Origin of the sequence: Chitinophaga sp. OAE865 (assembly GCF_040546735.1) — a bacterium.
In the GTDB taxonomy this organism is placed as follows: domain Bacteria; phylum Bacteroidota; class Bacteroidia; order Chitinophagales; family Chitinophagaceae; genus Chitinophaga; species Chitinophaga polysaccharea_A.
Genome location: NZ_JBEPOF010000001.1, coordinates 4,606,545 through 4,627,415 on the forward strand (window position 1 = coordinate 4,606,545; position 20,871 = coordinate 4,627,415).

General features: G+C 47.9%; 20 protein-coding genes. 12 read left to right on the forward strand and 8 right to left on the reverse strand.

All coding sequences use genetic code 11. From position 1 onward, the window contains the following. Positions 1-6 precede the first annotated feature (6 nt). On the reverse strand, positions 7-198 hold the full coding sequence (locus ABIE50_RS18595; protein ID WP_209857753.1) for a hypothetical protein: 192 nt from the start codon (positions 196-198) through the stop codon (positions 7-9). Between the two features lie 97 nt (positions 199-295). On the opposite strand from ABIE50_RS18595, the gene ABIE50_RS18600 reads away from it, so the two are divergent. The 4 genes from ABIE50_RS18600 to ABIE50_RS18615 all read left to right on the forward strand — a co-directional run bounded on the left by ABIE50_RS18600 (position 296) and on the right by ABIE50_RS18615 (position 4,339). Beyond that, positions 296-1,840 (forward strand): S10 family peptidase, encoded by a 1,545-nt coding sequence (locus ABIE50_RS18600; protein ID WP_209857754.1) that lies wholly within the window; start codon positions 296-298, stop codon positions 1,838-1,840. A 158-nt stretch (positions 1,841-1,998) separates the two neighbouring features. Next, positions 1,999-2,514 (forward strand): FUSC family protein, encoded by a 516-nt coding sequence (locus ABIE50_RS18605; protein WP_209857755.1) that lies wholly within the window; start codon positions 1,999-2,001, stop codon positions 2,512-2,514. A gap of 58 nt (positions 2,515-2,572) precedes the next feature. Continuing rightward, positions 2,573-3,391 carry a phosphatase PAP2 family protein gene (locus tag ABIE50_RS18610; RefSeq protein WP_354028072.1) on the forward strand — a complete coding sequence of 273 codons (819 nt, stop codon included), beginning with the start codon at positions 2,573-2,575 and terminating at the stop codon, positions 3,389-3,391. A gap of 426 nt (positions 3,392-3,817) precedes the next feature. Further along, positions 3,818-4,339, forward strand: a complete 522-nt coding sequence (locus tag ABIE50_RS18615) for a hypothetical protein (protein ID WP_209857756.1) — start codon at positions 3,818-3,820, stop codon at positions 4,337-4,339. Here the strand turns inward: ABIE50_RS18615 and ABIE50_RS18620 are convergent. Together ABIE50_RS18620 and ABIE50_RS18625 are read right to left on the reverse strand one after the other, a co-directional pair. Further along, complete coding sequence (locus ABIE50_RS18620) at positions 4,328-4,972, reverse strand: phosphatase PAP2 family protein (protein ID WP_209857757.1); 645 nt, start codon at positions 4,970-4,972, stop codon at positions 4,328-4,330. The two genes, ABIE50_RS18615 and ABIE50_RS18620, sit on opposite strands and share 12 nt — an antisense overlap. Positions 4,973-4,976: 4 nt before the next feature. After that, on the reverse strand, positions 4,977-5,423 hold the full coding sequence (locus ABIE50_RS18625) for a DinB family protein (protein ID WP_209857758.1): 447 nt from the start codon (positions 5,421-5,423) through the stop codon (positions 4,977-4,979). A 77-nt stretch (positions 5,424-5,500) separates the two neighbouring features. On the opposite strand from ABIE50_RS18625, the gene ABIE50_RS18630 reads away from it, so the two are divergent. Beyond that, entirely contained in the window at positions 5,501-6,331 is an 831-nt protein-coding gene (locus ABIE50_RS18630; RefSeq protein ID WP_142687035.1) for an ion transporter, read from the forward strand. Positions 6,332-6,335: 4 nt separating this feature from the next. Here ABIE50_RS18630 and ABIE50_RS18635 read toward each other — a convergent pair whose 3' ends face one another. Beyond that, complete coding sequence (locus ABIE50_RS18635) at positions 6,336-6,731, reverse strand: GRAM domain-containing protein (RefSeq protein WP_209857759.1); 396 nt, start codon at positions 6,729-6,731, stop codon at positions 6,336-6,338. Positions 6,732-6,790: 59 nt separating this feature from the next. Between ABIE50_RS18635 and pncB the strand changes: the two genes are divergently transcribed. Next, the gene (gene pncB, locus ABIE50_RS18640; RefSeq protein ID WP_209857760.1) at positions 6,791-7,957 is read left to right on the forward strand and encodes a nicotinate phosphoribosyltransferase; all 1,167 of its coding nucleotides are present in this window, start codon (positions 6,791-6,793) and stop codon (positions 7,955-7,957) included. Positions 7,958-8,036: 79 nt separating this feature from the next. Here the strand turns inward: pncB and ypfJ are convergent, their stop codons facing one another. Continuing rightward, on the reverse strand, positions 8,037-8,900 hold the full coding sequence (ypfJ, locus tag ABIE50_RS18645) for a KPN_02809 family neutral zinc metallopeptidase (RefSeq protein ID WP_209857761.1): 864 nt from the start codon (positions 8,898-8,900) through the stop codon (positions 8,037-8,039). 148 nt (positions 8,901-9,048) lie between these two features. Here ypfJ and ABIE50_RS18650 point away from each other — a divergent pair, with 148 nt between their 5' ends. Genes ABIE50_RS18650 through ABIE50_RS18665 form a run of 4 tightly spaced genes read left to right on the forward strand, consistent with a single transcriptional unit; the run spans position 9,049 to position 13,758 of the window. After that, entirely contained in the window at positions 9,049-10,059 is a 1,011-nt protein-coding gene (locus ABIE50_RS18650) for an NADP-dependent oxidoreductase (RefSeq protein ID WP_209857762.1), read from the forward strand. Positions 10,060-10,067: 8 nt separating this feature from the next. Then, positions 10,068-10,895 carry a formate dehydrogenase accessory sulfurtransferase FdhD gene (gene fdhD, locus ABIE50_RS18655; protein WP_209857763.1) on the forward strand — a complete coding sequence of 276 codons (828 nt, stop codon included), beginning with the start codon at positions 10,068-10,070 and terminating at the stop codon, positions 10,893-10,895. A gap of 13 nt (positions 10,896-10,908) precedes the next feature. Then, complete coding sequence (locus ABIE50_RS18660) at positions 10,909-13,203, forward strand: FdhF/YdeP family oxidoreductase (protein ID WP_354028073.1); 2,295 nt, start codon at positions 10,909-10,911, stop codon at positions 13,201-13,203. A gap of 3 nt (positions 13,204-13,206) precedes the next feature. Then, a complete protein-coding gene (locus tag ABIE50_RS18665) occupies positions 13,207-13,758 on the forward strand; it encodes a putative glycolipid-binding domain-containing protein (RefSeq protein ID WP_209857765.1) in 552 nt (183 codons plus the stop codon). Here ABIE50_RS18665 and ABIE50_RS18670 read toward each other — a convergent pair. Both ABIE50_RS18670 and ABIE50_RS18675 read right to left on the reverse strand, forming a co-directional pair. Beyond that, the gene (locus tag ABIE50_RS18670; protein WP_354028074.1) at positions 13,748-14,815 is read right to left on the reverse strand and encodes an NAD(P)H-dependent flavin oxidoreductase; all 1,068 of its coding nucleotides are present in this window, start codon (positions 14,813-14,815) and stop codon (positions 13,748-13,750) included. The two genes, ABIE50_RS18665 and ABIE50_RS18670, sit on opposite strands and share 11 nt — an antisense overlap. 55 nt (positions 14,816-14,870) lie before the next feature. Then, a complete protein-coding gene (locus tag ABIE50_RS18675) occupies positions 14,871-16,790 on the reverse strand; it encodes a BamA/TamA family outer membrane protein (RefSeq protein WP_209857766.1) in 1,920 nt (639 codons plus the stop codon). A 150-nt stretch (positions 16,791-16,940) separates the two neighbouring features. Between ABIE50_RS18675 and ABIE50_RS18680 the strand changes: the two genes are divergently transcribed. After that, the gene (locus tag ABIE50_RS18680) at positions 16,941-17,102 is read left to right on the forward strand and encodes a DUF1328 domain-containing protein (RefSeq protein ID WP_079471907.1); all 162 of its coding nucleotides are present in this window, start codon (positions 16,941-16,943) and stop codon (positions 17,100-17,102) included. Positions 17,103-17,244: 142 nt separating this feature from the next. Here ABIE50_RS18680 and ABIE50_RS18685 read toward each other — a convergent pair whose 3' ends face one another. After that, positions 17,245-18,003 (reverse strand): DUF695 domain-containing protein, encoded by a 759-nt coding sequence (locus tag ABIE50_RS18685; protein ID WP_209857767.1) that lies wholly within the window; start codon positions 18,001-18,003, stop codon positions 17,245-17,247. Between the two features lie 348 nt (positions 18,004-18,351). On the opposite strand from ABIE50_RS18685, the gene ABIE50_RS18690 reads away from it, so the two are divergent. Beyond that, a complete protein-coding gene (locus ABIE50_RS18690) occupies positions 18,352-20,844 on the forward strand; it encodes a TonB-dependent receptor (RefSeq protein ID WP_209857768.1) in 2,493 nt (830 codons plus the stop codon). The last annotated feature ends 27 nt before the right edge of the window (positions 20,845-20,871 follow it).

Below are 20,871 nucleotides of genomic sequence, written 5' to 3' on the forward strand. Positions count from 1 at the left end.
CTTTATTCAATCCATAAATGGCTGCACGTGTCGGAAATCCCGGTTGCCAACGTCCCGGTCAGGCCCATACAATTCACCGCCAGCTACCTTTTCTGAAACGGCTGCATACAGCAATGTTAAAGCATCCAGCCATGGCTCTATAAGCTCACGAATACGCGCTGCCGCGGGTTGTTTATCCTTTCCATCAGGCGTCATCACAGAGACCGTGCAATTTCCAGCTATAACCCACTCATCCCAATGTGCTTGATTTTTTGCAGCAATTGCCTAATCTTTAGCGGCAATCAAGATCTGCTACATGAACCTAACGAGAAAACAACTATGGCTGCCGCTGCTGCTAACAGGCGCCATCAGCCTGCAATTGCAGGCGCAGCAAAAGAACAGTAAACCTAATCCCGCTAACAAGGAAGATGCACCGCCACAAAGATCTGTTGTGCTGAATCCGGATACAGCAGTGATCACCTTTCATGACGTCACCGTAAAAGGACAAAAGATCCCCTATAAGGCGGTAGCAGGTACGCAACCGGTATGGGACCAGGATGGCAAAGTATTGGCAGGCCTCTTTTACACGTATTATGAAAGAACGGATGTAAAAGACCGTGCAGCGCGGCCGCTGGTTATTTCCTTTAATGGTGGCCCAGGTACCCCCTCTGTATGGATGCAGATCGCTTATACCGGGCCCCGGCTACTCAATATCGATGATGAAGGTTACCCCGTACAACCCTATGGCATACACGAAAATCCCGAAACCATCCTGGATATTGCTGATATCATTTATATAGATCCGGCCAACACCGGTTTCTCCAGGCTCATAGGGAAAGATGTTCCCCGCGAAAAATTTTTCGGGGTAAATGCGGACATCCGCTATCTCGCAGAATGGATCAATACCTTTGTGTCAAGGCAAAACAGGTGGGCTTCGCCAAAATACCTGATCGGGGAAAGCTATGGTACCACCCGTGTTTCCGGTCTGGCGCTGGAATTGCAAAATGCGCAGTGGATGTATCTCAATGGCGTGATCCTGGTATCTCCCACGGAGCTGGGCATTTCCCGCAACGGCCCTGTGGATGCGGCATTGCGGCTGCCCTATTTCGCAGCCACCGCATGGTATCATAAAATGCTGCCTCCGGATCTGCAACAGAAAGATCTGACCGCGGTATTACCCGAAGTGGAAAATTTCACCATTCATGAATTGATACCGGCTATCAGCCAGGGAGGCTTTTTAGAAGATCAGCAAAGAAAAGCGATCGCGTCTAAAATGGCCCGTTATTCCGGGCTTTCAGAAAAAGTGATCCTGCAGCATAACCTGGATGTACCTCCGAATTTTTTCTGGAAAGAACTACTGCGTGATAAAGGCTTTACCGTAGGCCGGCTGGATTCCCGTTACCGGGGCATGGACCGGGAGGACGCGGGCAATGGACCGGATTACAATGCAGAACTTACTTCCTGGCTGCATGCCTTTACTCCAGCCATCAATATTTATCTCCGCCAGGAACTGAAGTTCAGCACGGATCTTAAATACATGATGTTTGGCCCCGTGTATCCCTGGGATAAGAACGGCGACAACACCGGCGAAAACCTCCGCGAGGCAATGGCAGCCAACCCTTACCTGCATGTAATGATCCAGTCGGGCTACTACGACGGCGCATGCGATTATTTCAACGCCAAGTACAGCATGTGGCAGATGGACCCTGGTGGCCGGCTGAAAGACCGTCTCTCCTGGCGCGGCTACCGCAGCGGCCATATGATGTATCTCCGCAAGGATGATCTGGCTACCGGCAATAATGATATCCGTGAATTTATTCGTGCTTCCCTTCCCAAAGCAGGTCAGGCAGCGAAATATTAGAACCGGATAATAATAAAAAGCAGCAGCGACTTTATCGCTGCTGCTTTTTATATTTTGTAGGTTATGCCTAATGTGAAGTAAATATTGTACAAAGGAAAATCCATTCCCTTGAAATAGTTAATTTAACAGAACAATTCCCAATTGCCAAAAGTTCAGTCATGATGGATAAAATGCGAATCAGGCGAATACTGATCTATGCCGCCAAATGTGTAACCGGTGTACTGGTGGTGCTCGGTTTGTCGTGGTTAGTGAACTATACTGATGTAATCTGGGTGCTGATTTCCGTGATGCTGGTATTATCGCCAGATGGATCTGATGCAGTAACGTTGGCGGTTACACGTATTAAGGCGAACCTGGTAGGTGGCATATCCGGTTTCCTGCTGATACTGGTACATCCGAATCTGTTGATGATGATGTGTACGGCGGTATTTGTAACGGTGGTGATCTGCAACCTGCTAAACCTGGAAGCAGCTACCCGCACTGCGTTGGCAGCTACCATTATTGTAATGACCCATGAGGCGGGGGAACATGTTTGGGATACAGCGGTGGCGAGGGTATTGTCTGTATTGGCCGGTTGCCTGCTGGGATTACTGATTACCTTTATCTTCCATAACCGCTATACCAAACAAACCGCGGAAATGATCCTTCAGAAGCCCGACCGTGGCGGCGAATAACGTGATACAGATTCTCTCCAGAATCAGCATCTACATTTGATAGTATAAGGAAAGATGCATGAAGAAAATGATATTCTCCACGGGTTTGGCATTCTGTACCCTTACCTGTTCTTATAGTGCTGATGCCCAGGAAATTGACTCCCTGCCCGCCGTAAGCGATACTGTACATTTTATTTACCCGGCGCCGTCCGGGAAAGTACCTGGGCGTTTTCAAACAACGGTTACCGGTCTTGTTGTTCCGGCGGCGATGATCGGCTACGGTGTGCTTGCGCTGAATAATCCCACTCTCCGGGACCTGAACAGTACTACCAAAGCAGAAATCAAAGAAGATCATCCAGGGTTCCACACGCATATTGATAACTACCTTCAGTACACCCCTGTGGCAGCGGTTTATATACTGAACGCAGCGGGTATACATGGAAAACATAACCTGCGCGACCGCACTATCCTGCTGGGAATTTCAGCAGTGCTTACAGCAGGTACCGTGGAAATAGTGAAGAATAAAACCCATGAAGAGCGGCCGGACCATTCCGATTATCTCTCCTTCCCTTCCGGGCATACCGCTTCGGCCTTTGCTGCAGCAGAATATTTACGGCAGGAATACAAAGACGTTTCTCCCTGGTATGGGGTAGCTGGCTACCTGGCAGCTACTACCACCGGTGCATTGAGAATGTATAATAACAGGCATTGGCTGAGCGATGTGGTAGCCGGTGCAGGAGTAGGTATTTTAAGCACCAAAGCCGCTTACTGGGTATATCCCCTGTTACAGCGAAAGCTCCTGAATACCTCTGCCGGCGCGGCTGATAAGGTGATCATGCCTTATTACAACCCGCAGTTTCACAGCGCAGGTATCAGTTTCATATTCTTTCCCCGGTGATAACATGATAATATGTTATAACACCCATGTTACCAATAAAATTACCTGTTCTTCAGATAAGGAAAAATATATTAAACAATTATAGGGAGTATTAACGAAAGATTATTTGGGGGTTAACCCCTAAAGCTGACCTTGGTTACAAACACCTTGTTTTTGGCAATGTATCAAAGTTGCAGGTTTCTCCTGAGAAATTTTGTGATTTAATTGTTAATGTGCAAAAAAAGTCCATTTTTTGCCTCGTTACTTTAGAAAACCTTTGACCAGCATAAGATATCGCACTTTCATTAACATTGAATTTACAATTACCTACGCAAGACCTTTTATCTTAGCATTATCAATCTGATAATCCGATAATCAAAAAACCCTGTAACCTCTCAAACGAACCGGCTTAACGCCCTGTACATCGTTCCTCAAAAACTGTTAATTATGTATATTCCGGTGATCATCCTGTTCTTTTTCATGTTGTGGTACGTCCGTTTCAGAACGCAAAGCTTCCGTGTGACCTTTTTTAAAGAGAAAAAATTAAGGCCCATTGCAGGGGAAGACGCTATCCGGGCAGTAAGGATAGTTGGTGTTTCAAACAGTGTATTCAGCGTGTCTAAATACCTGCGCAGCGTAAAGAACCTGTCGGATACGCGGTTTATGACAGTGGCGGTTAACCAGGTGATCACTACTGCAATGGGAACTACCCGCCAGGCGAGGCTGATTGAAAACCTCGCTCCCGGGGAGGAACGCCGCCTGGGCCATACCGATGATGTAAGAGAAGGCAAATACCAGATCTACATCGGGTATGAAATATTATGGGCCAGGTACACCCCTGCCCCTGTATGGTACAAAGAGAAAGATACTGCCACCACATCTCCCGCAAAACTATATAATGAAATGCTCCGGCAGCACCAGGACTCCCTCATCGCCGAAATGGAGAAAAAGAAAGATCTACTGTCCTGATAACTGCCCCGTTTTCCCGCGGAAAATACTCAACCATACCATGGAGAAGAAAATGCCCAAAGTGGCGCCTGCAGTTACATCTTCAAGGAAGTGCTGGCTCATGTACATACGCGAATAGGCTACCAGCATGGCCAGCGCCAGGTATACCAGGCACAGGTACTTATTTTTTGTATAATAGGAAAGTACGGTAGCGGCAGTAAATGCACATACGCTATGGCCGGAAGGAAAGCTCCTGAAATTATCAAGCACTGGTACGCCCGGCACAAAATAGATCTCCTGTAAACGGCTGGCAAAATAACGGTGTGGCCGGGGAAAGCCGATAAGTGCTTTCAGGGTGAAACTGATCGCTGCCGTGAAAAGGTAAGCAGTGGCCAGCATGATGCCTGCACGTCGGTGAACGAACAGCAGCAACAGGGAAATAAGCACTGCCGCGGCTGTGCTTCCCAGTTCTGTAATGTATGGGAATATAAAATCGCCCGCAGGTGTATGTAATTTATTGATGAAGAAATAAGCGTCCTGCCTGCTCACAAATATCCGCGTTGCCAGTATTGTTATTACTACCAATACAAATGGCCATATCAGCCATTTCAACTGCTGGTATACCCTGATAAAATTTTTCAGAAAAACGTTCATTTAACTAGGACTGGGTTAATCGGCGATGATAATTTATTTGTCCGAGATGATAGTTAAGATGTGTGCTCAGGTGTACCAGGAAATGCCCGGTAGACATAGCACCGGCCATCACCTTTTCCGGGAAGATCTTTTCAAGGTCTTCCGCAGTTAACCCCGCTATAACGGAGAGGGTTATACGGCGTGTGGTGCTGATCAGCACCAGCAGGTCTTCCGTAGGAACATTCCTTGCACTGAACTCCAGGTCCCTGTTGCGCACATAACCCGTTTTTCCCAGTACTGCGCCCACATAATGCTGCAGGTTGCCACAGAGATGGAGGCAAAGATTGCCTGCAGGGTTTTTTATTCCGGGTGGGATCAGCCAGATGCCTGCAGCAGTATCATACGCAGCGATCTCCTCTTCCAGTTTGCTGAGATCACGTTCAAATAAATTGATTAAAATTCCGGTTAGCATATGCTAAAGATAGGAAAAGCGCGGCCTTCATTAAACATAAACTGACAAGTTTTGTTTAAAGTACATAATTCCGCAGGATGACGAACAATATTACACGGAAGCTTACCCCTTTCCAGGAAAAATGGCATAATATCATTTTCGAGGCCAGCACCCCCGCGGGGCGGGCTTTCGACATTGTTCTCCTTATCGCGATCCTGGTTAGTGTTATTATTGTTATGATGGAAAGTGTTGCGCCTCTGCAACAGAAGTTCGGCCGCCTGTTTCATATACTGGAGTGGGTGTTCACCCTGGTTTTTACCCTGGAATATATTTTCCGGGTATGGTGCAGTTATCGCCCCAGGGCCTATATGACAAGCTTCTATGGCCTTGTAGACCTGCTTTGTATCCTTCCCACCTATGTGGAAGCATTTTATGGCGGCGCGCATTTCCTGCTTACTATCCGGATACTGCGGCTTATGCGTATTTTCAGGATATTCAAACTGGTGCCCTTCCTGAATGAGAGCAAGCAGTTGTCGCTCGCGCTGCAGCAAAGCAAACGCAAGATCCTGGTGTTCCTGTTTTTTATCGGGTTGTTAACTGTTGTGTTAGGTGCGGTGATGTATGTAATAGAATCTGAGCATAATTCAGGATTCACCAGCATTCCCGTGAGCGTGTATTGGGCAGTAGTAACCCTTACCACGGTAGGCTATGGTGATATTGCGCCCATAACACCGCTTGGACAAACCTTTTCAGCGCTTATTATGATCATGGGGTATGCAATTATAGCTGTGCCTACGGGGATAGTGACAGTGGAAATGAGCAGGATACGTAACCGGGAGGAAGTAGATCGCAGGGTTTGCCCGCATTGCATGCGTGAAGGACACGATGCCAATGCTGACTTCTGCAAATACTGCGGGTCTAAACTCTGATGAATTAATTTACGCTGAATAAAGGCTGTACATCCAGCATTGCTTTTTGGTAAGCGGTATCAAAAACTTCCCATTTACCGGTAATACCGATGCGGATCTTGCGGCCATCTATCAGGTCGAACTCAGCTACTTTTTTATTAAAGCCCTGTTTTCCTCTTTTGAAATCCGTAATATCGGATAATGGAAAATCAACGGAGATTTTTTTACGGGATAATAACCAGCCGATGACACCGAATAAAAGGACCATCATCATAGGTTTTGCCTCGAAAACAATTCTTTCATTTGTAAGATACAAAACGCCTTGTTTTGCGTTAAAACTGTTCTTGAGGTATACACCGTGTACTTTGAACAATACTGTTTCTTTCGGGTTAAGGGGCCATTTAACTTTAATCTGCTGCATGTTAACTACAATATGTTAACCGCAAAAGTATAATTTTATTGTGAATCCAAACAGCAAATATGATCCTTACTTCCCTTCTTGATAACGATTTCTACAAATTCACCATGCAGCATGGCGTTATCAAATTGTTTCCGAAGGCCCGTGCCCGTTATACTTTTATTAACCGGGGGCATCATTCATTTCCTCCCGGTTTTGCGGAGGCCCTCCGTGAAGCGGTCAATAACATGCAGCAGCTGCAGCTTACCGCGGAAGAAAAGGATTACCTGGCGGTAACCTGCCCCTATCTCGACCCCACCTATCTCGATTTTCTGCAGGGCTACCGGTATAGCCCTTCGGAAGTGCACATTTCCCAGCAGGGCGATAGCCTGGAAGTGCATGTGGATGGCTACTGGTACCGCACCATTCTCTGGGAAGTGCCATTGATGTCGCTCATCTGCGAGCTGTACTACCAGCTAACCGGGCAGGAACGTGTACCCGATGAGGAAGTGATCCGCATTACCCGGAATAAGATCGAGAAATATAAAGAAATGGATATCACCATCGCGGATTTTGGCACCCGGCGCCGGCATTCTCTCGCGGTGCATAAGCTGGTGGTGAAAACGCTCCGGCAGTATGGAGAAGGATGTTTCATAGGTACCAGCAATGTGCACCTTGCCATGCGGAACGGCGTGAAGCCGGTGGGTACGCATGCCCATGAATGGTTTATGTTCCACGCAGCCAAATACGGCTTCAAAATGGCCAATATGCTTGGATTGGAGAACTGGGTGCAGGTGTACCGGGGCGACCTGGGAATTGCCCTCTCCGACACCTATACCACGCCTGTTTTCTTTGAGCAGTTCGATAAAAAATTTGCGAGGCTGTTCGACGGGGTGCGGCACGACAGCGGCGACCCCATCTTATTCGCGGACCGCTCTATTGCCCATTATAAAGGGAAAAATGTAGACCCTCTCAGCAAAACCATTATTTTTTCAGACGGGCTCAATTATGAAAAAGTAGCGGACATCGCTGCTTATTGCCGTGGAAAGATAGGCATGTCATTTGGCATTGGCACCAACTTTACCAACGACGCAGGATTAACAGCCCTGAATATTGTGATCAAAATGTATGAAGCCCTGCCGGAAGATGCGCCCCGGTGGACGCCTGTAGTGAAGCTGTCGGACGTGAATGGCAAATATACCGGGGATCCACGGATGATTGAACTGGCGAAGGAAATGCTGGATATTTAATAAACGGAGCACCTATATGAGGTGCGGTTTCCGGGGTTATATGGAATACCCGCCCCGGAAACCGCCCGGCAATGCTTAACTACCAGGAACCCAGGCCAATGCCCGTATCCCCGTCGGCCACATTCCCGGATTCAAAGCCCTTTTTGAACCAGAACATCCTCTGTTCGGAGGTGCCATGGGTAAAAGCATCCGGTACTACCTGCCCTGTACTGGCCTGCTGCAGCCGGTCGTCGCCCACTGCACTGGCTGCGCTCAGGCCTGATTCAATATCTCCCGGATCCAGGAAAGGCCTGATCTTATTGGCCCGGTTAGCCCATACGCCTGCCAGGAAATCGGCCTGCAGTTCCAGCATCACCGATAATTTGTTGTATTCCTTCTCGCTTAGCCTGGAACGCATGGCTTGTAATTTATCGCTGATGCCCAACAGGTTCTGTACGTGATGCCCTACTTCATGCGCAATCACATATGCCTTTGCAAAATCGCCCTTTACCCCGAACTGCTGCTCCAGTTCATTAAAGAAAGAAACATCCAGGTATACTTTATGGTCGGCCGGGCAGTAAAACGGCCCCATTGCTGATTCCGCAAAACCGCAGCCGGAAGGGGTACCTTTTTCGAAGGATACCATGCCGGGTACCTCGTACGTTTTGTTCCTTTCCCGGAATCCCTGCGTCCATACCCTTTCTGTACTGCGGAGTACTTTGGAAGACATCACCTCGAAGGCATTTGCATTTTCCTTCGTGAGTTTTTCAGCGGTGCCCGCCTGCTCCTGGCCGGGACTTACCTGTTGAACCGCCTGCATTACCTGCTGCGGGTCCTGCTTAAAGATCAGGGCCAGCACGATAATGATAACGGTGCCTATACCGCCGCCAACACCGATCTTGCGCATACCGCCACCGGTCCGTTTCTCGACGTTTTCGCTCATTTCTTCATCATCAAGACGCATAGTAGATTTTAATTTTTAGGGGTGAAGATTCTTACCCCGAATGTACATTTTTCATTGTTAATTCCGCTACTTTCCCGGCAGGTAAACAAAAGCATTTTCTAACTGTTAAATAACCATTACCATTCTTTACTTTTAAATACCCGGAGGTATGAAAATAAAACAGATCCTTCTGGCTGCAAGGCCCAAAGGATTACCTGTGGCCAGCAACTTTGAAACCGTAGATGCTATTTTACCGGAACTGGCCGAAGGTGAAGTGATGGTAAAGCCCCTTTACTTCTCCGTAGATCCGTATATGCGTGGCCGTATGAACGATGCAAGGTCGTATATACCGCCCTTCCAGGTAGGCGAGCCTATTGAAAGCGGTGGTGTGGCGGAAGTAACACATAGCAAAAGCGCACAGTTTAAAACAGGCGATAAAGTAATGAGCAGCGGTCCCCGCCCCTTTCTGCCCTGGGCTACCGCCGCCATCTTCCCGGCAGAGCACCTGCGTAAGATCGACGACAGTATTCCGCTTACTTATTACCTCGGCCTGCTGGGCGTACCGGGGCTTACCGCCTACTTTGGCCTGGTAGATATCGGCAAGCCCAAAGCCGGTGAAACTGTAGTGGTATCCGGCGCTGCGGGCGCCGTAGGTATCGTGGTGGGGCAGATTGCCCGGATATTGGGTTGCCGCGCAGTAGGCATCGCCGGAGGCGCAGAAAAAATAAAACTGCTCACCGATACCTTTAACTTCGACGCTGCTATTGATTATAAAGGCAACCATAACATGGATGCCGCCATTGCCGCAGCCTGCCCCAATGGCGTGGATATTTATTTCGATAATGTAGGCGGCGATATTTCCGATGCTGTGATCAAACACCTGAATTTCTTTGCCCGCGTACCGCTTTGCGGACAGATCGCGTTGTATAATTCCACTGAAATACCCGTAGGCCCGCGTATTCAGCCCATTATGGTAACCAGGAGCATCCTCATGCAGGGATTTATTATCGGTAACTATGCCAGCAGGTTTGGTGAAGGCTTCAAACAACTCTCCGAATGGGTAAAGGAAGGGAAAATAAAATATACAGAAACCGTGGTGGAAGGATTTGACCAGCTCCCGGCTGCATTACTCGGATTATTTTCAGGAAGAAACAGCGGTAAGATGGTGGTGAAAGTGTAATTTTGAGTATGACAAATGCAGTTGTTCATACTCTTGTTAAAAAAGTGGCGGCAGAAAGTATCACAGATGCCAGTGATACGCTCGCGGCAGAAGATCCACTCGAAATAAGACTGGTGCACGGGCCCTCCCATAACCGACGGCAACAGAACATCTCCGTTACCATGCGCACACCCGGTGAAGATATGGAACTGGCTGCCGGTTTCCTCTTTACCGAAGGAGTGATCAGCGAGCACGCTGCTATCCAGGAAATTATTTTATCGGAAGACAGCAATGGCAGCATCGCCACCGTTCATCTGAAACCAGGAACAGAAGCCCGGTTGGGCAATACCCGCCGTAATTTCGCGGCAACTGCCGCCTGCGGGGTATGCGGCAAAACGGATATCGCTGATATTCATACAGGCGTTACCGTTAGCCACAACACTTTTCGCCTGGCTGCCGGAAAACTATTCGGTTTGCCTGCAGTGCTGAGGAATGAACAGGCGCTTTTCGACTCCACCGGCGGATTGCATGCTGCCGGGCTTTTTAACCGCAATATGGAACTGCTCCTGCTGAGGGAAGATATTGGCCGGCATAATGCGGTAGACAAGCTCATAGGCGCCGCCCTGCAGCAACAGCCGGCGCCGCTGGAAGAATGTGTGCTCGTGCTTAGCGGCCGCACAGGATTTGAGCTGATACAAAAAGCCGCTATGGCAGGGATACCGGTTATTGCCGCTATAGGCGCGCCTTCCAGTATGGCGGTAAAAATGGCCGCTGAATGGAATATCACCCTGCTGGGATTTTTAAAGGACCAGCGTTTTAATATTTACAGCGGATCAGAAAGAATTGATGTCAGATAAAATATTACCCGTTATGGACAGCGCAGAAAACCCGGTGCGGTTTACAGGTATTAAGCTGGGACCACCCAAACAAGTTGCAGCAGGTATTCCTGCAGTAGTATCCAGCATGCGGCATATCCTGGAGGAAATGAACGCCTTCAGGGGAATGAAAGCATTGCTGGAGCTTAATCAGAAAGACGGGTTCGACTGCCCCGGTTGCGCATGGCCCGACCCTGATGATGAAAGATCCGGTATTGCTGAATATTGTGAAAACGGCGCCAAGGCAGTAGCGGAAGAAGCTACCACAAAAAGAGTAACGCCCGACTTTTTCGCAGCCAACAGTGTTGCGGACCTGGGCGCTTTAACAGATTACGAAATAGGTAAAAAAGGCAGGATAGCCCAGCCTGTATACCTGGCCCCCGGAGCCACACACTACGCCCCCATCGCCTGGGCAGACGCTTATAAAATTATTGCCGGTCATCTTCATAAATTATCCTCTCCCAACGAAGCCATATTTTACACTTCAGGAAGAACCAGTAATGAAGCCGCTTTCCTGTATCAGCTGATGGTACGCGAATATGGCACCAACAACCTGCCCGACTGTTCCAATATGTGCCACGAATCCAGCGGCGTGGCCCTGAGCGATGCAGTAGGAATAGGTAAAGGATCTGTTACCCTGGAAGATATACACCAGGCAGAAGTGCTGATCATACTGGGACAGAATCCCGGTACCAACCACCCGCGCATGCTCACCGCCTTACAGAAAGCCAAGGCCAACGGCGCTACTATCATCTCCGTAAATCCTTTGCCGGAAACAGGTTTGCTCAATTTTCTGAATCCGCAGACCGTGAAGGGAGTATTGAATATAAAAACACATCTTACAGATATTTTCCTGCAGGTAAAGATCAATGGAGATATGGCCCTGCTGAAAGCCTTGTCCCTGTTATTGTTGCAGGAAGAAGAACGTGTACCCGGCACCGTGTTCGACCAGGCGTTTATCAATACCAATACCCAGGGATATGATAATTATATTGCGCACCTGAAAACACAGTCGCTCTCACAACTGATAGCAGACAGCGGAGTGGCGCCGGAACTGGTACATGAAGCAGCACAGGCGCTGTTTCATAAAAAGAAGATCATTGCCTGCTGGGCAATGGGCCTTACCCAACACAAAAATGCAGTAGATACCATCCGTGAAGTGGTAAACCTGCTGCTGCTGAAAGGCAGCATTGGTAAACCAGGCGCGGGTACCTGTCCTGTTCGCGGGCACAGCAATGTGCAGGGCGACAGAACAATGGGGATCTATGAACAACCTTCCAATGCTTTCCTCGACAGGATCCATGCTGTATACGGGTTTCAGCCGCCACGGACACATGGCTTCGATGTGGTGAATGCCATCAATGCCATGCACCGGGGCGATGCAAAAGTATTTATGGCCATGGGTGGCAACTTTCTTTCCGCTACACCGGATACGCTCTATACAGCGGAGGCGTTGAGGAACTGCGACCTTACCGTGCACGTATCTACGAAATTGAACCGGAGTCATGTGGTACATGGAAAAGAAGCCCTGATACTCCCCTGCCTGGGCCGCAGCGATAAAGACATACAACAGGGGGAGCAACAATTTGTGACCTGTGAGAATTCTATGGGTGTGATACAGATGTCGAAAGGTAACCTGCAGCCGGTATCCACCCACCTGAAAAGCGAGCCCGTTATTATCTGTGAACTGGCAATGACCCTGCTGGGCGAAAATTCCCGTGTGCCCTGGGCAACCTATACACAACACTACGATCTTATACGCAACGATATTGAAAAAGTAATTCCGGGTTTTGACAGCTACAATAAAAGGGTCAGACATCCGGGTGGCTTTTACCTGCCCAACGGTGCGCGGGACGGGCAATTCAATACCTATAGCGGCAAAGCCAATTTCAATATTGCGGAAGTATTAAGAACTCCCCTGGCCATCGATGAATATATGATGATGACCATCCGCAGCCACGACCAGTTCAATACTACCATTTACGGACTGGACGACCGTTACCGCGGTATATACCATGAGCGGAGAGTGATACTGATGCATCCTGCTGATATCGCCGCTGCCGGCTTCCATCCCGGCGATGTGGTAGATCTTTATAATTATCACGGCCATAAGGAACGGGTGGCCTATGGCTTCATTATTGTATCTTACCATATACCGGAAAAATGTACGGCTACCTATTTCCCTGAAACCAATGTGCTGGTGCCGGTAGACAGTGTGGCTGACAAAAGCAACACGCCAACATCCAAACTGGTGATCATTAAAATAAAATCATCGACTATAAAAAGATAATACATGCAACCCATTCTATGGCAGGCGTTACTATGGTCTGCAACCGAATATTTTACGTTGGAAGACAATGGCACGGGGAAACTGGCTGCCGGTTGTATCAACGGAGTAAGAGACCAGCAGCCATTTTGCATACATTATAAAATAGAGATCACCTCATCCTGGCAGGTGTCGTCCTTTCATATTAAACAGGAAGGAATTACGCCCAGGGAATTGAAACTGACTTCGGATCTTCACGGTCATTGGTTCGATAAGGACAATAACCACATCGACGCATTCGACAACTGCATCGACATCGATATTTCGCTGACGCCTTTTACCAATACCCTGCCGGTGAAACGGCTGCAGTTTGAGCCGGATGAAAGCAAACTGCTGGATATGCTTTATATCAACCTGCCTGAATTTGAATTACAGAAAGTGCAGCAACGTTATACCCGTACCGGGCACCGGGAATACCTGTATGATAATGTATCCACGGACTTCACCGCACAATTGCCTTTTGATGAAAACGATATTGTTATAGATTATCCTGGCATTTTCAGGCGTATTATTTATTAAGCGCCAGCGCAGTTTCCCGGACCAGTTCCGCGAAAATATCTGCGGCGCTCCAGGCGCGCGCCTTTCCTGCTGCCTGCCCTGCCCACATATTTACAAATGCCGGGTTGTCCAGTTCCCTGGCCACTTTACGGATGGGTTGTGTTAACGCATCCTGGTATGGATACTCACTGACAGGTAAGCCCGAGGCCTCTATTTCAGTGATCAGCGTATTACGTACGCCCCTGGCCCAGCGGCCTGATATAGCGCGGGTAAGCAGTGTATCCGTATCCGTTATATCGGCCAGCGCTGCTTTGTGTGCTGGTGTGGCAAGACTTTCATGCGCTCTCAGGAACAGGCTTCCCATTTGTACACCGGCGGCGCCCAGCATTTTTGCTGCAGCTACTCCCCTGCCATCCATGATGCCCCCGGCGGCAATAACGGGCACGCGCACACGATCTGCAATTTGCGGCACCAGGGCAAAGGTGCCTGTTTTGGGCAGCTCGCCCGGAAGGAAGGAGCCACGGTGCCCGCCCGCTTCTATGCCCTGTGCAATTACCACATCCGTTCCGGCAGCTGTAAGTACTGAAGCTTCTTCCACGGAGGTGGCAGTGCCCATCAGTAATACCTGGTGCTGTTTCAGCAGTTCAAATCCTGCAGTATCCGGCATACCAAAGGTAAAGCTCACATATTTTATACCGGCGGCCAGGATCACCGGCAGCTGATCTCTCCAGGAATAAAAAGGTATCTCATCAAAATTTACCGGCGCAGCCGCCAGCCTGTTGGCCCCATACAGGAATTGCAGGAACTCCTGCATATCGTCAAATGTTTTCCGGTCGTAATGTTCCTCTCGCTCATAAACGAAAAGGTTTACCGCAAACGGTTGCTGTGTTAATCCCTTCACTTCGCGGATCAGCGAGGTGACTTTATCGGGAGGCAGGCCGCCCACCGGTAAGGATCCCAACCCGCCGCTATTGCTCACTGCGGCCACCATGGCAGGAGTGGTAATACCCAGCATAGGCGCCTGGATCAACGGGTAGGTGATTCCCAGCATACGGGTGAGCTCATTCTTCCATTCCATGACACAAAATTTAGTACTATAAATTTACGGAAAGCCGGAATTGCCTGCGCATTATTTAACGGAAGTTCAGCACGGTAGGCGCGCGCAGTGCAGAGATATCAAAACGGAAATCAACAATGGTGGTAATTTCCAGCATCAGCTTATTCATAGGTTGGGGTGCATTGGGATAATAATACCCCGAAACTTTAATGGTATTCAGTGAGAGGTTTTCATTACGGACACGGAAACCGCCTCCCAGTCCTACGTAAAGGGGATTCCGCAGCAGGTCATCACTTTTGTTGGTGATCATGGATGTTTGCAGGGAAGTAAAGAAGTTAAATTTGAAGCCAAGAAATTTCAGCGGGCTGTAATACACGGTTTCCGATCCGAGGTTCAGGCGTTGATAGCCGTTGATCATTGTATTCTTATATCCCCAGATGCCGTATTCCATATTGATGTTGAGCGGCTTATTAAAGAACGGGTTAGGGCTGTTCAGGTAGTCGATGTTCAGGAACTGGCGGAACCGTGCTTTGCGGATGTTCAGCAGCCTGCTGTAGTATTCAAGCCGGGCGTGTATTACGCCATCTTCCCACGCATTATTGAGCCAGAAAGTGCTAAGCCCGATGGTGGAGTTAAAGAGTCCCTGGTTTTTGGTGGTCCAGTATTTCTGTGCTTCAATCCCTGTGTAGATCCGCCTCCGGTCTTTCCAGCTTTCCCAGCCACTGGTGGCGCTGATATTATATCCCAGGGGAATATCCTCCGTGCGGCCGAATCCGAAGAAATAGTGGGCTTTAAAATAATCGATGCGGTAAGCCTGTAGCTCTAATAAATACAACCGGTGATTATTATATACCGGGTCGTCTTTATATCGCAGCTGGTCCGGCTTTCGCTGGAACGACAGGTTATAGTGCCTGGCCAGTACCGCGAAGTTGGGCTTTTTGCCGATGGTGCCGTCGTGTTTATAATGGTTGATGAAATTATAGCCTATCCATCCGTCGATGACAGAGTAAGTGTAATCACGGTAAATGCTGTCGCCCAGCTCGGGTAAAGATCCCCTGATATTGATAGACCAGTTCTTTGATAAGGCAAAACCGCCAACCAGTTTCGCGGCATTGCGGTAAAGCGGCCTGTTGAAATTGATGAATACGGCGCCTTCGAAGGCGTTGGTATCCAGTTGGGCGTAATTATTCAGGGTGGTATAACCCAGGGTCATATCTATAAAGGAGCCCAGGACGTTGTATTTTGTATACCGTACTTCCGTGTTCCAGGTGGGGGAATAATCGGAGCGCCACTGCATACCTATTTTCAGGCCCTGGCCGGCGCCAAACAGGTCGTTGTTGGAAACGCTGGCCCTGATATCCTTTGCGCTGAACTGGGAGATGTCTGCACCATATTCAAAGAGATCTTTTGTTACCACTTCCACATCGATGGAGTCGCTGCCGGCATTCTTTACATAGATACGCGCATCCTGGATAAAGGGCCTGTTACGCAGGTAACGCTCATTGTCGGCCATTTCAAAAGGCTTCAGGGGCTGGTTTTCCCGGAAGAACAGGGATTGCCTGATCACCCATTCCCGGGAGTCGTAGTGCAACCGGTTGGCCAGGTGGATGAGCTTCATGCTGGTAGTGAAAGTGGTATCATTGATGTTGCGGGGGCCGAATACTTTTACCTTCCTGTAGTAGATATTTCTGATCACTTTGCCCGCAAAGGGGGTAAAATATGCCTCACTTTTGATGATGGTGCTGTCGTTATCGTTGGAATGAACCGGTTCATCCTGTTTGGTAATGCGTTTTATGAGCGATTGGCGGTATTCTTTATTACGTATAGAGTCCCGGTATTCCCCGATCTTTTTGAAGAGTCCACTGCTTCTATGGGGAATAGTATCTGCTGCGCGCGGGAACTGCTGGCCTTCTGCATGCAGGAAGGCGGGGCTGTGCAGGCCAATAAGCCAGCATATGACAGTTAGTGTAGGCCATATTTTGAAATAATTCCTCAATTCTAGCAGCAGGTAACAATTATATCGAAAAAAAATGAAATAGTAACAACTGCAATTATTGTACTTACCGGAATGATAATTGTGTAAAATTGAACGGATTACCTGGAAAAAGTGTTACAGATATTATTTGTTCACCTTAAAGTTTTAGTTATGTTACGCTGGGCACTCATATTTTTTATTGTCGCCATTATCGCAGCTGTCTTTGGTTTCGGGGGCATTGCCGCCGGAGCAGCATCTATCGCCAAGATCCTGTTTTATATTTTCCTGGTGTTATTTGCCATTTCTTTACTGACAGGATTGCTGCGGAAATAGCGGATGTTGTCTTGGAACACTGATTACGCTGATTTTGATGATTACGCTGAACTTTTTTTAAAAGACTTAAAAAATCTTTTAAAAGAAAATCAATGAAATCATCAAAATCAGCGTAATCAGTGTTCCAAGACAAAATCCCAGGCTACTTCATGATGCTGGTTTCCCAGCCATCATATTCGGCGTTTACCTGTTGGGCCAGTTCCCAAAGGCTCATTACCACGCTGTCGATAGAAGCCTCGCTGGCTTTATCGGAGCGGGAGATGCATAATTTATAGGGGAATTCAGGGTTATCTGTTTTTTCTTCTCTTGCTAAAGCAAAACCATTCTCCTTGATATGTTCCCAGTAAGCAATTTTGTCTTCTTCCGTTCTGAAATGGATCCAGTGTTCTATAATGCGCTCCTTCTCTGATACATCGCCATGTTCGCGGAGCATACGAAGTACTTTCCTGTTTTGTATGCGCTGAAACTCGTATACATCGGGAAAAAGAAAATCAAAATATAGTTCCCAGTTATTATCTTCCTTTACACCGTAGTCGTAACGGTAATCGGGAAAATTCACCATTGCATCCGCAATGAATTTATCATGCAGCAATGTAGTGCCTGAATAAAAGTAAAAATCACGTACGCCATTGGAAAAGGTACGGCCTACAAAATGTGCATCCAGTTTGGTTTGCAGCTGCTCCACCAGGCTATCCTCAATTTCACCCATGATGGCAAATTCATCGTTCTGCGGGAATCCGTCCTCACGTGGATTGTTAAGATACACTGTTATATATATGGCATTCGGCTTTTCCTTCAGTGGAGCAAATCGTCTCAGATCAAGGTCAAGGCCTATTACTGCTGGACTTTCTTCAATGTGGCACGTATAAATATCCCAGTCCGGTCGGTAATCCTTATGCATATAAAAAAATTAAAATAACGTAACAGCGGGCTGTAAAGATACGTTGCTCTGTAATACAATGGAAACGATAAACTTGTATTGACCTCTTTTTTATCCACAAAATTTAACGTATGCTATCCGTTGGCCTCCACCTGGTTATACCGGTTAAAAACCAGGCTTAACACTAATTAACACTTGAGGTGTTTTTTCTGCATATTCCTGTAATTCGCCACCACAAAGAATCCTGTTGGATTCTGTAGTTGAAACAGCGGACTGTAAAGGGTTCCAACCAACCTTTCATCCCAAAAACAGGGAATTCTTCATTCATAAAAGGTAATTTTACAGGGCTATAAATTGTTGGAAGCTATTATGGGAAAAATTGTATCGTTAATTACAGGCTGGCTGTTATTATTTTGTATTAGTGCTGTGGCGCAACAACCGGAGGGCAAAGCTGCCTCCGCCAGCACAGGCGTTATTTACGGCAAACTGCTGGATGCGCAAACCGGCAAACCTATTGAGTACGCATCTGTAGCATTGCTACGCCCGGACTCCTCCGTACAAACAGGAATGCTCTCCAAAACCAACGGCGACTTCCGTTTCGAAAACATTCCGCTGAATAAGTATATTCTGAAAATTAATTTTATCGGCTACGAAACTATTTACAAACCGGCAGCGCCATCTGCCAAATCAGGAACCATAGACGTTGGCAATATTAAACTGAAGGCCAATGTGAAATCGCTCGCGGCTGTGAATGTAGTAGGCGAAAAGCCTGCCTTTACAATGGCCATCGATAAGCGGGTGTTTAATGTAGAAAAGAACCTGGCCAGCATAGGTGGTACTGCCACGGATGTGCTGAAACAGGTGCCTTCCGTGAACGTAGACATCGATGGGAATGTAACCGTTCGCAACGGCGCTCCTACCATTTTTATTGATGGCCGCCCCTCAACGCTCACACTGGACCAGATCCCTGCAGACGCCATACAGAACATTGAAGTGGTAACAAACCCCTCCGCCAAATATGATGCGGAAGGAATGAGCGGTATCCTGAATATTGTGCTGAAGAAAAATAAGAAAGCAGGTATCAATGGCTCGGTGAATGCCGGCGCTACCTCCCTTGGCAGCACCAACGGTGGTATTGATTTTAACCTCCGCCAGGAAAAGTTCAATTTCTTTATTAACTATAACTTCCGTAACCGGAAATCGCCCATGACCAGCCGCCTGTTCCGCAAGAACCTCGGCGCTGATACCACTACGTATACCGAACAGCTGGAAGACGGCGACTTTTACCGGAAGTTCCAGACCGGGCGTATCGGGTTCGACTGGTTCATCGATAACCGTAATACTATCACAATATCAGAGAATATTACCGGGGGTAATTTTAACCGGTATAATAATCAAACGGTGAATGAGCTGAACGATCACCAGCAGAAAGTACGCTATGGCAACGGTGTTAATAATACACTGAACGGGTTCCGTAATTATACCACGCAACTTGGCTACAAGCATACCTTTGCAAAAGAAGGTGAAGAACTGACAGCGGATTTTACCTATAACTATGCTACGGGCGACAACAGTTCCAATTATTCCCTGCAGTATTTTGATCTTTCAGGTCAGCCGGTATATGATCCGGAGAAGCCGGAACTGCGCTATGGCAGTGGAGAAGGAACCACCAAGTATATGACCGCCCAGGTGGATTATGTGAAGCCACTGACAGAAAAATCCAAAGTTGAAATGGGGTTGCGCAGCAATACCCGTAAGTTCGATAACTTCACCAATACTTACGGGCAGAACTATCCTTCCGGCGATTTTACGCTGGACACAGCGCTGTCTAACAGCTATCACTACCAGGAGCAGATCAATGCAGGGTATGTAAGCTACACCGGCGCCAAAGATAATTTCGGCTACCAGGTGGGCTTACGTGCGGAGCAATCCAACTATGACGGTGAAACAAGACTGGGAAAGAAATCTTCCTATAAGATCAGCTACCCTATCAGCCTGTTCCCCAGCATTTTCCTGTCGCAGAAGTTCAAAGGCGATCATGAGCTGCAACTGAACTATAGCCGCCGTATCCGCCGGCCCTGGTTCCGCGACCTGTTGCCTAATATCGACTACAGCGGCCAAACCGCCAGCACCGGTAACCCGCAGCTGAAACCGGAGTTCACAAATTCCTTTGAATTATCTTATCTGAAGGATATTGCGCATAAGCATAACCTGCTGGTGTCTTTATACTATCGTAATACCAACAATGCCATCACTGATTTTTATGTAGATACTACCCTGAACCTGAATGGGCAGGATCAGCATGTATTGCTCTCCTATCCTATCAATGCCAGTACCCGGAATTCATATGGGGCGGAGTTTACGGTGAGAAGCCAGCTGACAAAAATATGGGACCTTACCACCAATGTGAACATTGCCCAAACGAAGATTGACGCTACCAGCAATGGTAATAATCTTTCCAACCAGGGCTTCATCTGGTTTGGTAAGCTGAACAGCAACACCAAATTGCCGTGGAACCTGTCGCTCCAGGTAAGCGCCGAATATGAATCCAAACAGATCATGCCACAGGGTGAAAGAGAGCCTAACTGGTCGGCCGATGCCGCCATTAAAAAGGATCTGCTGAAGAACAAGGCGCTGTCTATTTCGCTTGGTATTAATGACATCTTCAATACAGACCGCAATCTTGCCTATACCAGTACCAGTTTTTCCGAGCAGGAAAATTACCGCAAACGCGCTACCCGTGAGTTAAGGCTCAATGCTACCTGGCGTTTTGGAAAAATGGACACTCATCTCTTTAAAAGAAAGAATAACAAGCCTAAGGAAAACGATAATGCAGAAATGGGCGGAGGTGATAATTTTTAATTCGTATTTTGTTGTTTGTAAACAACA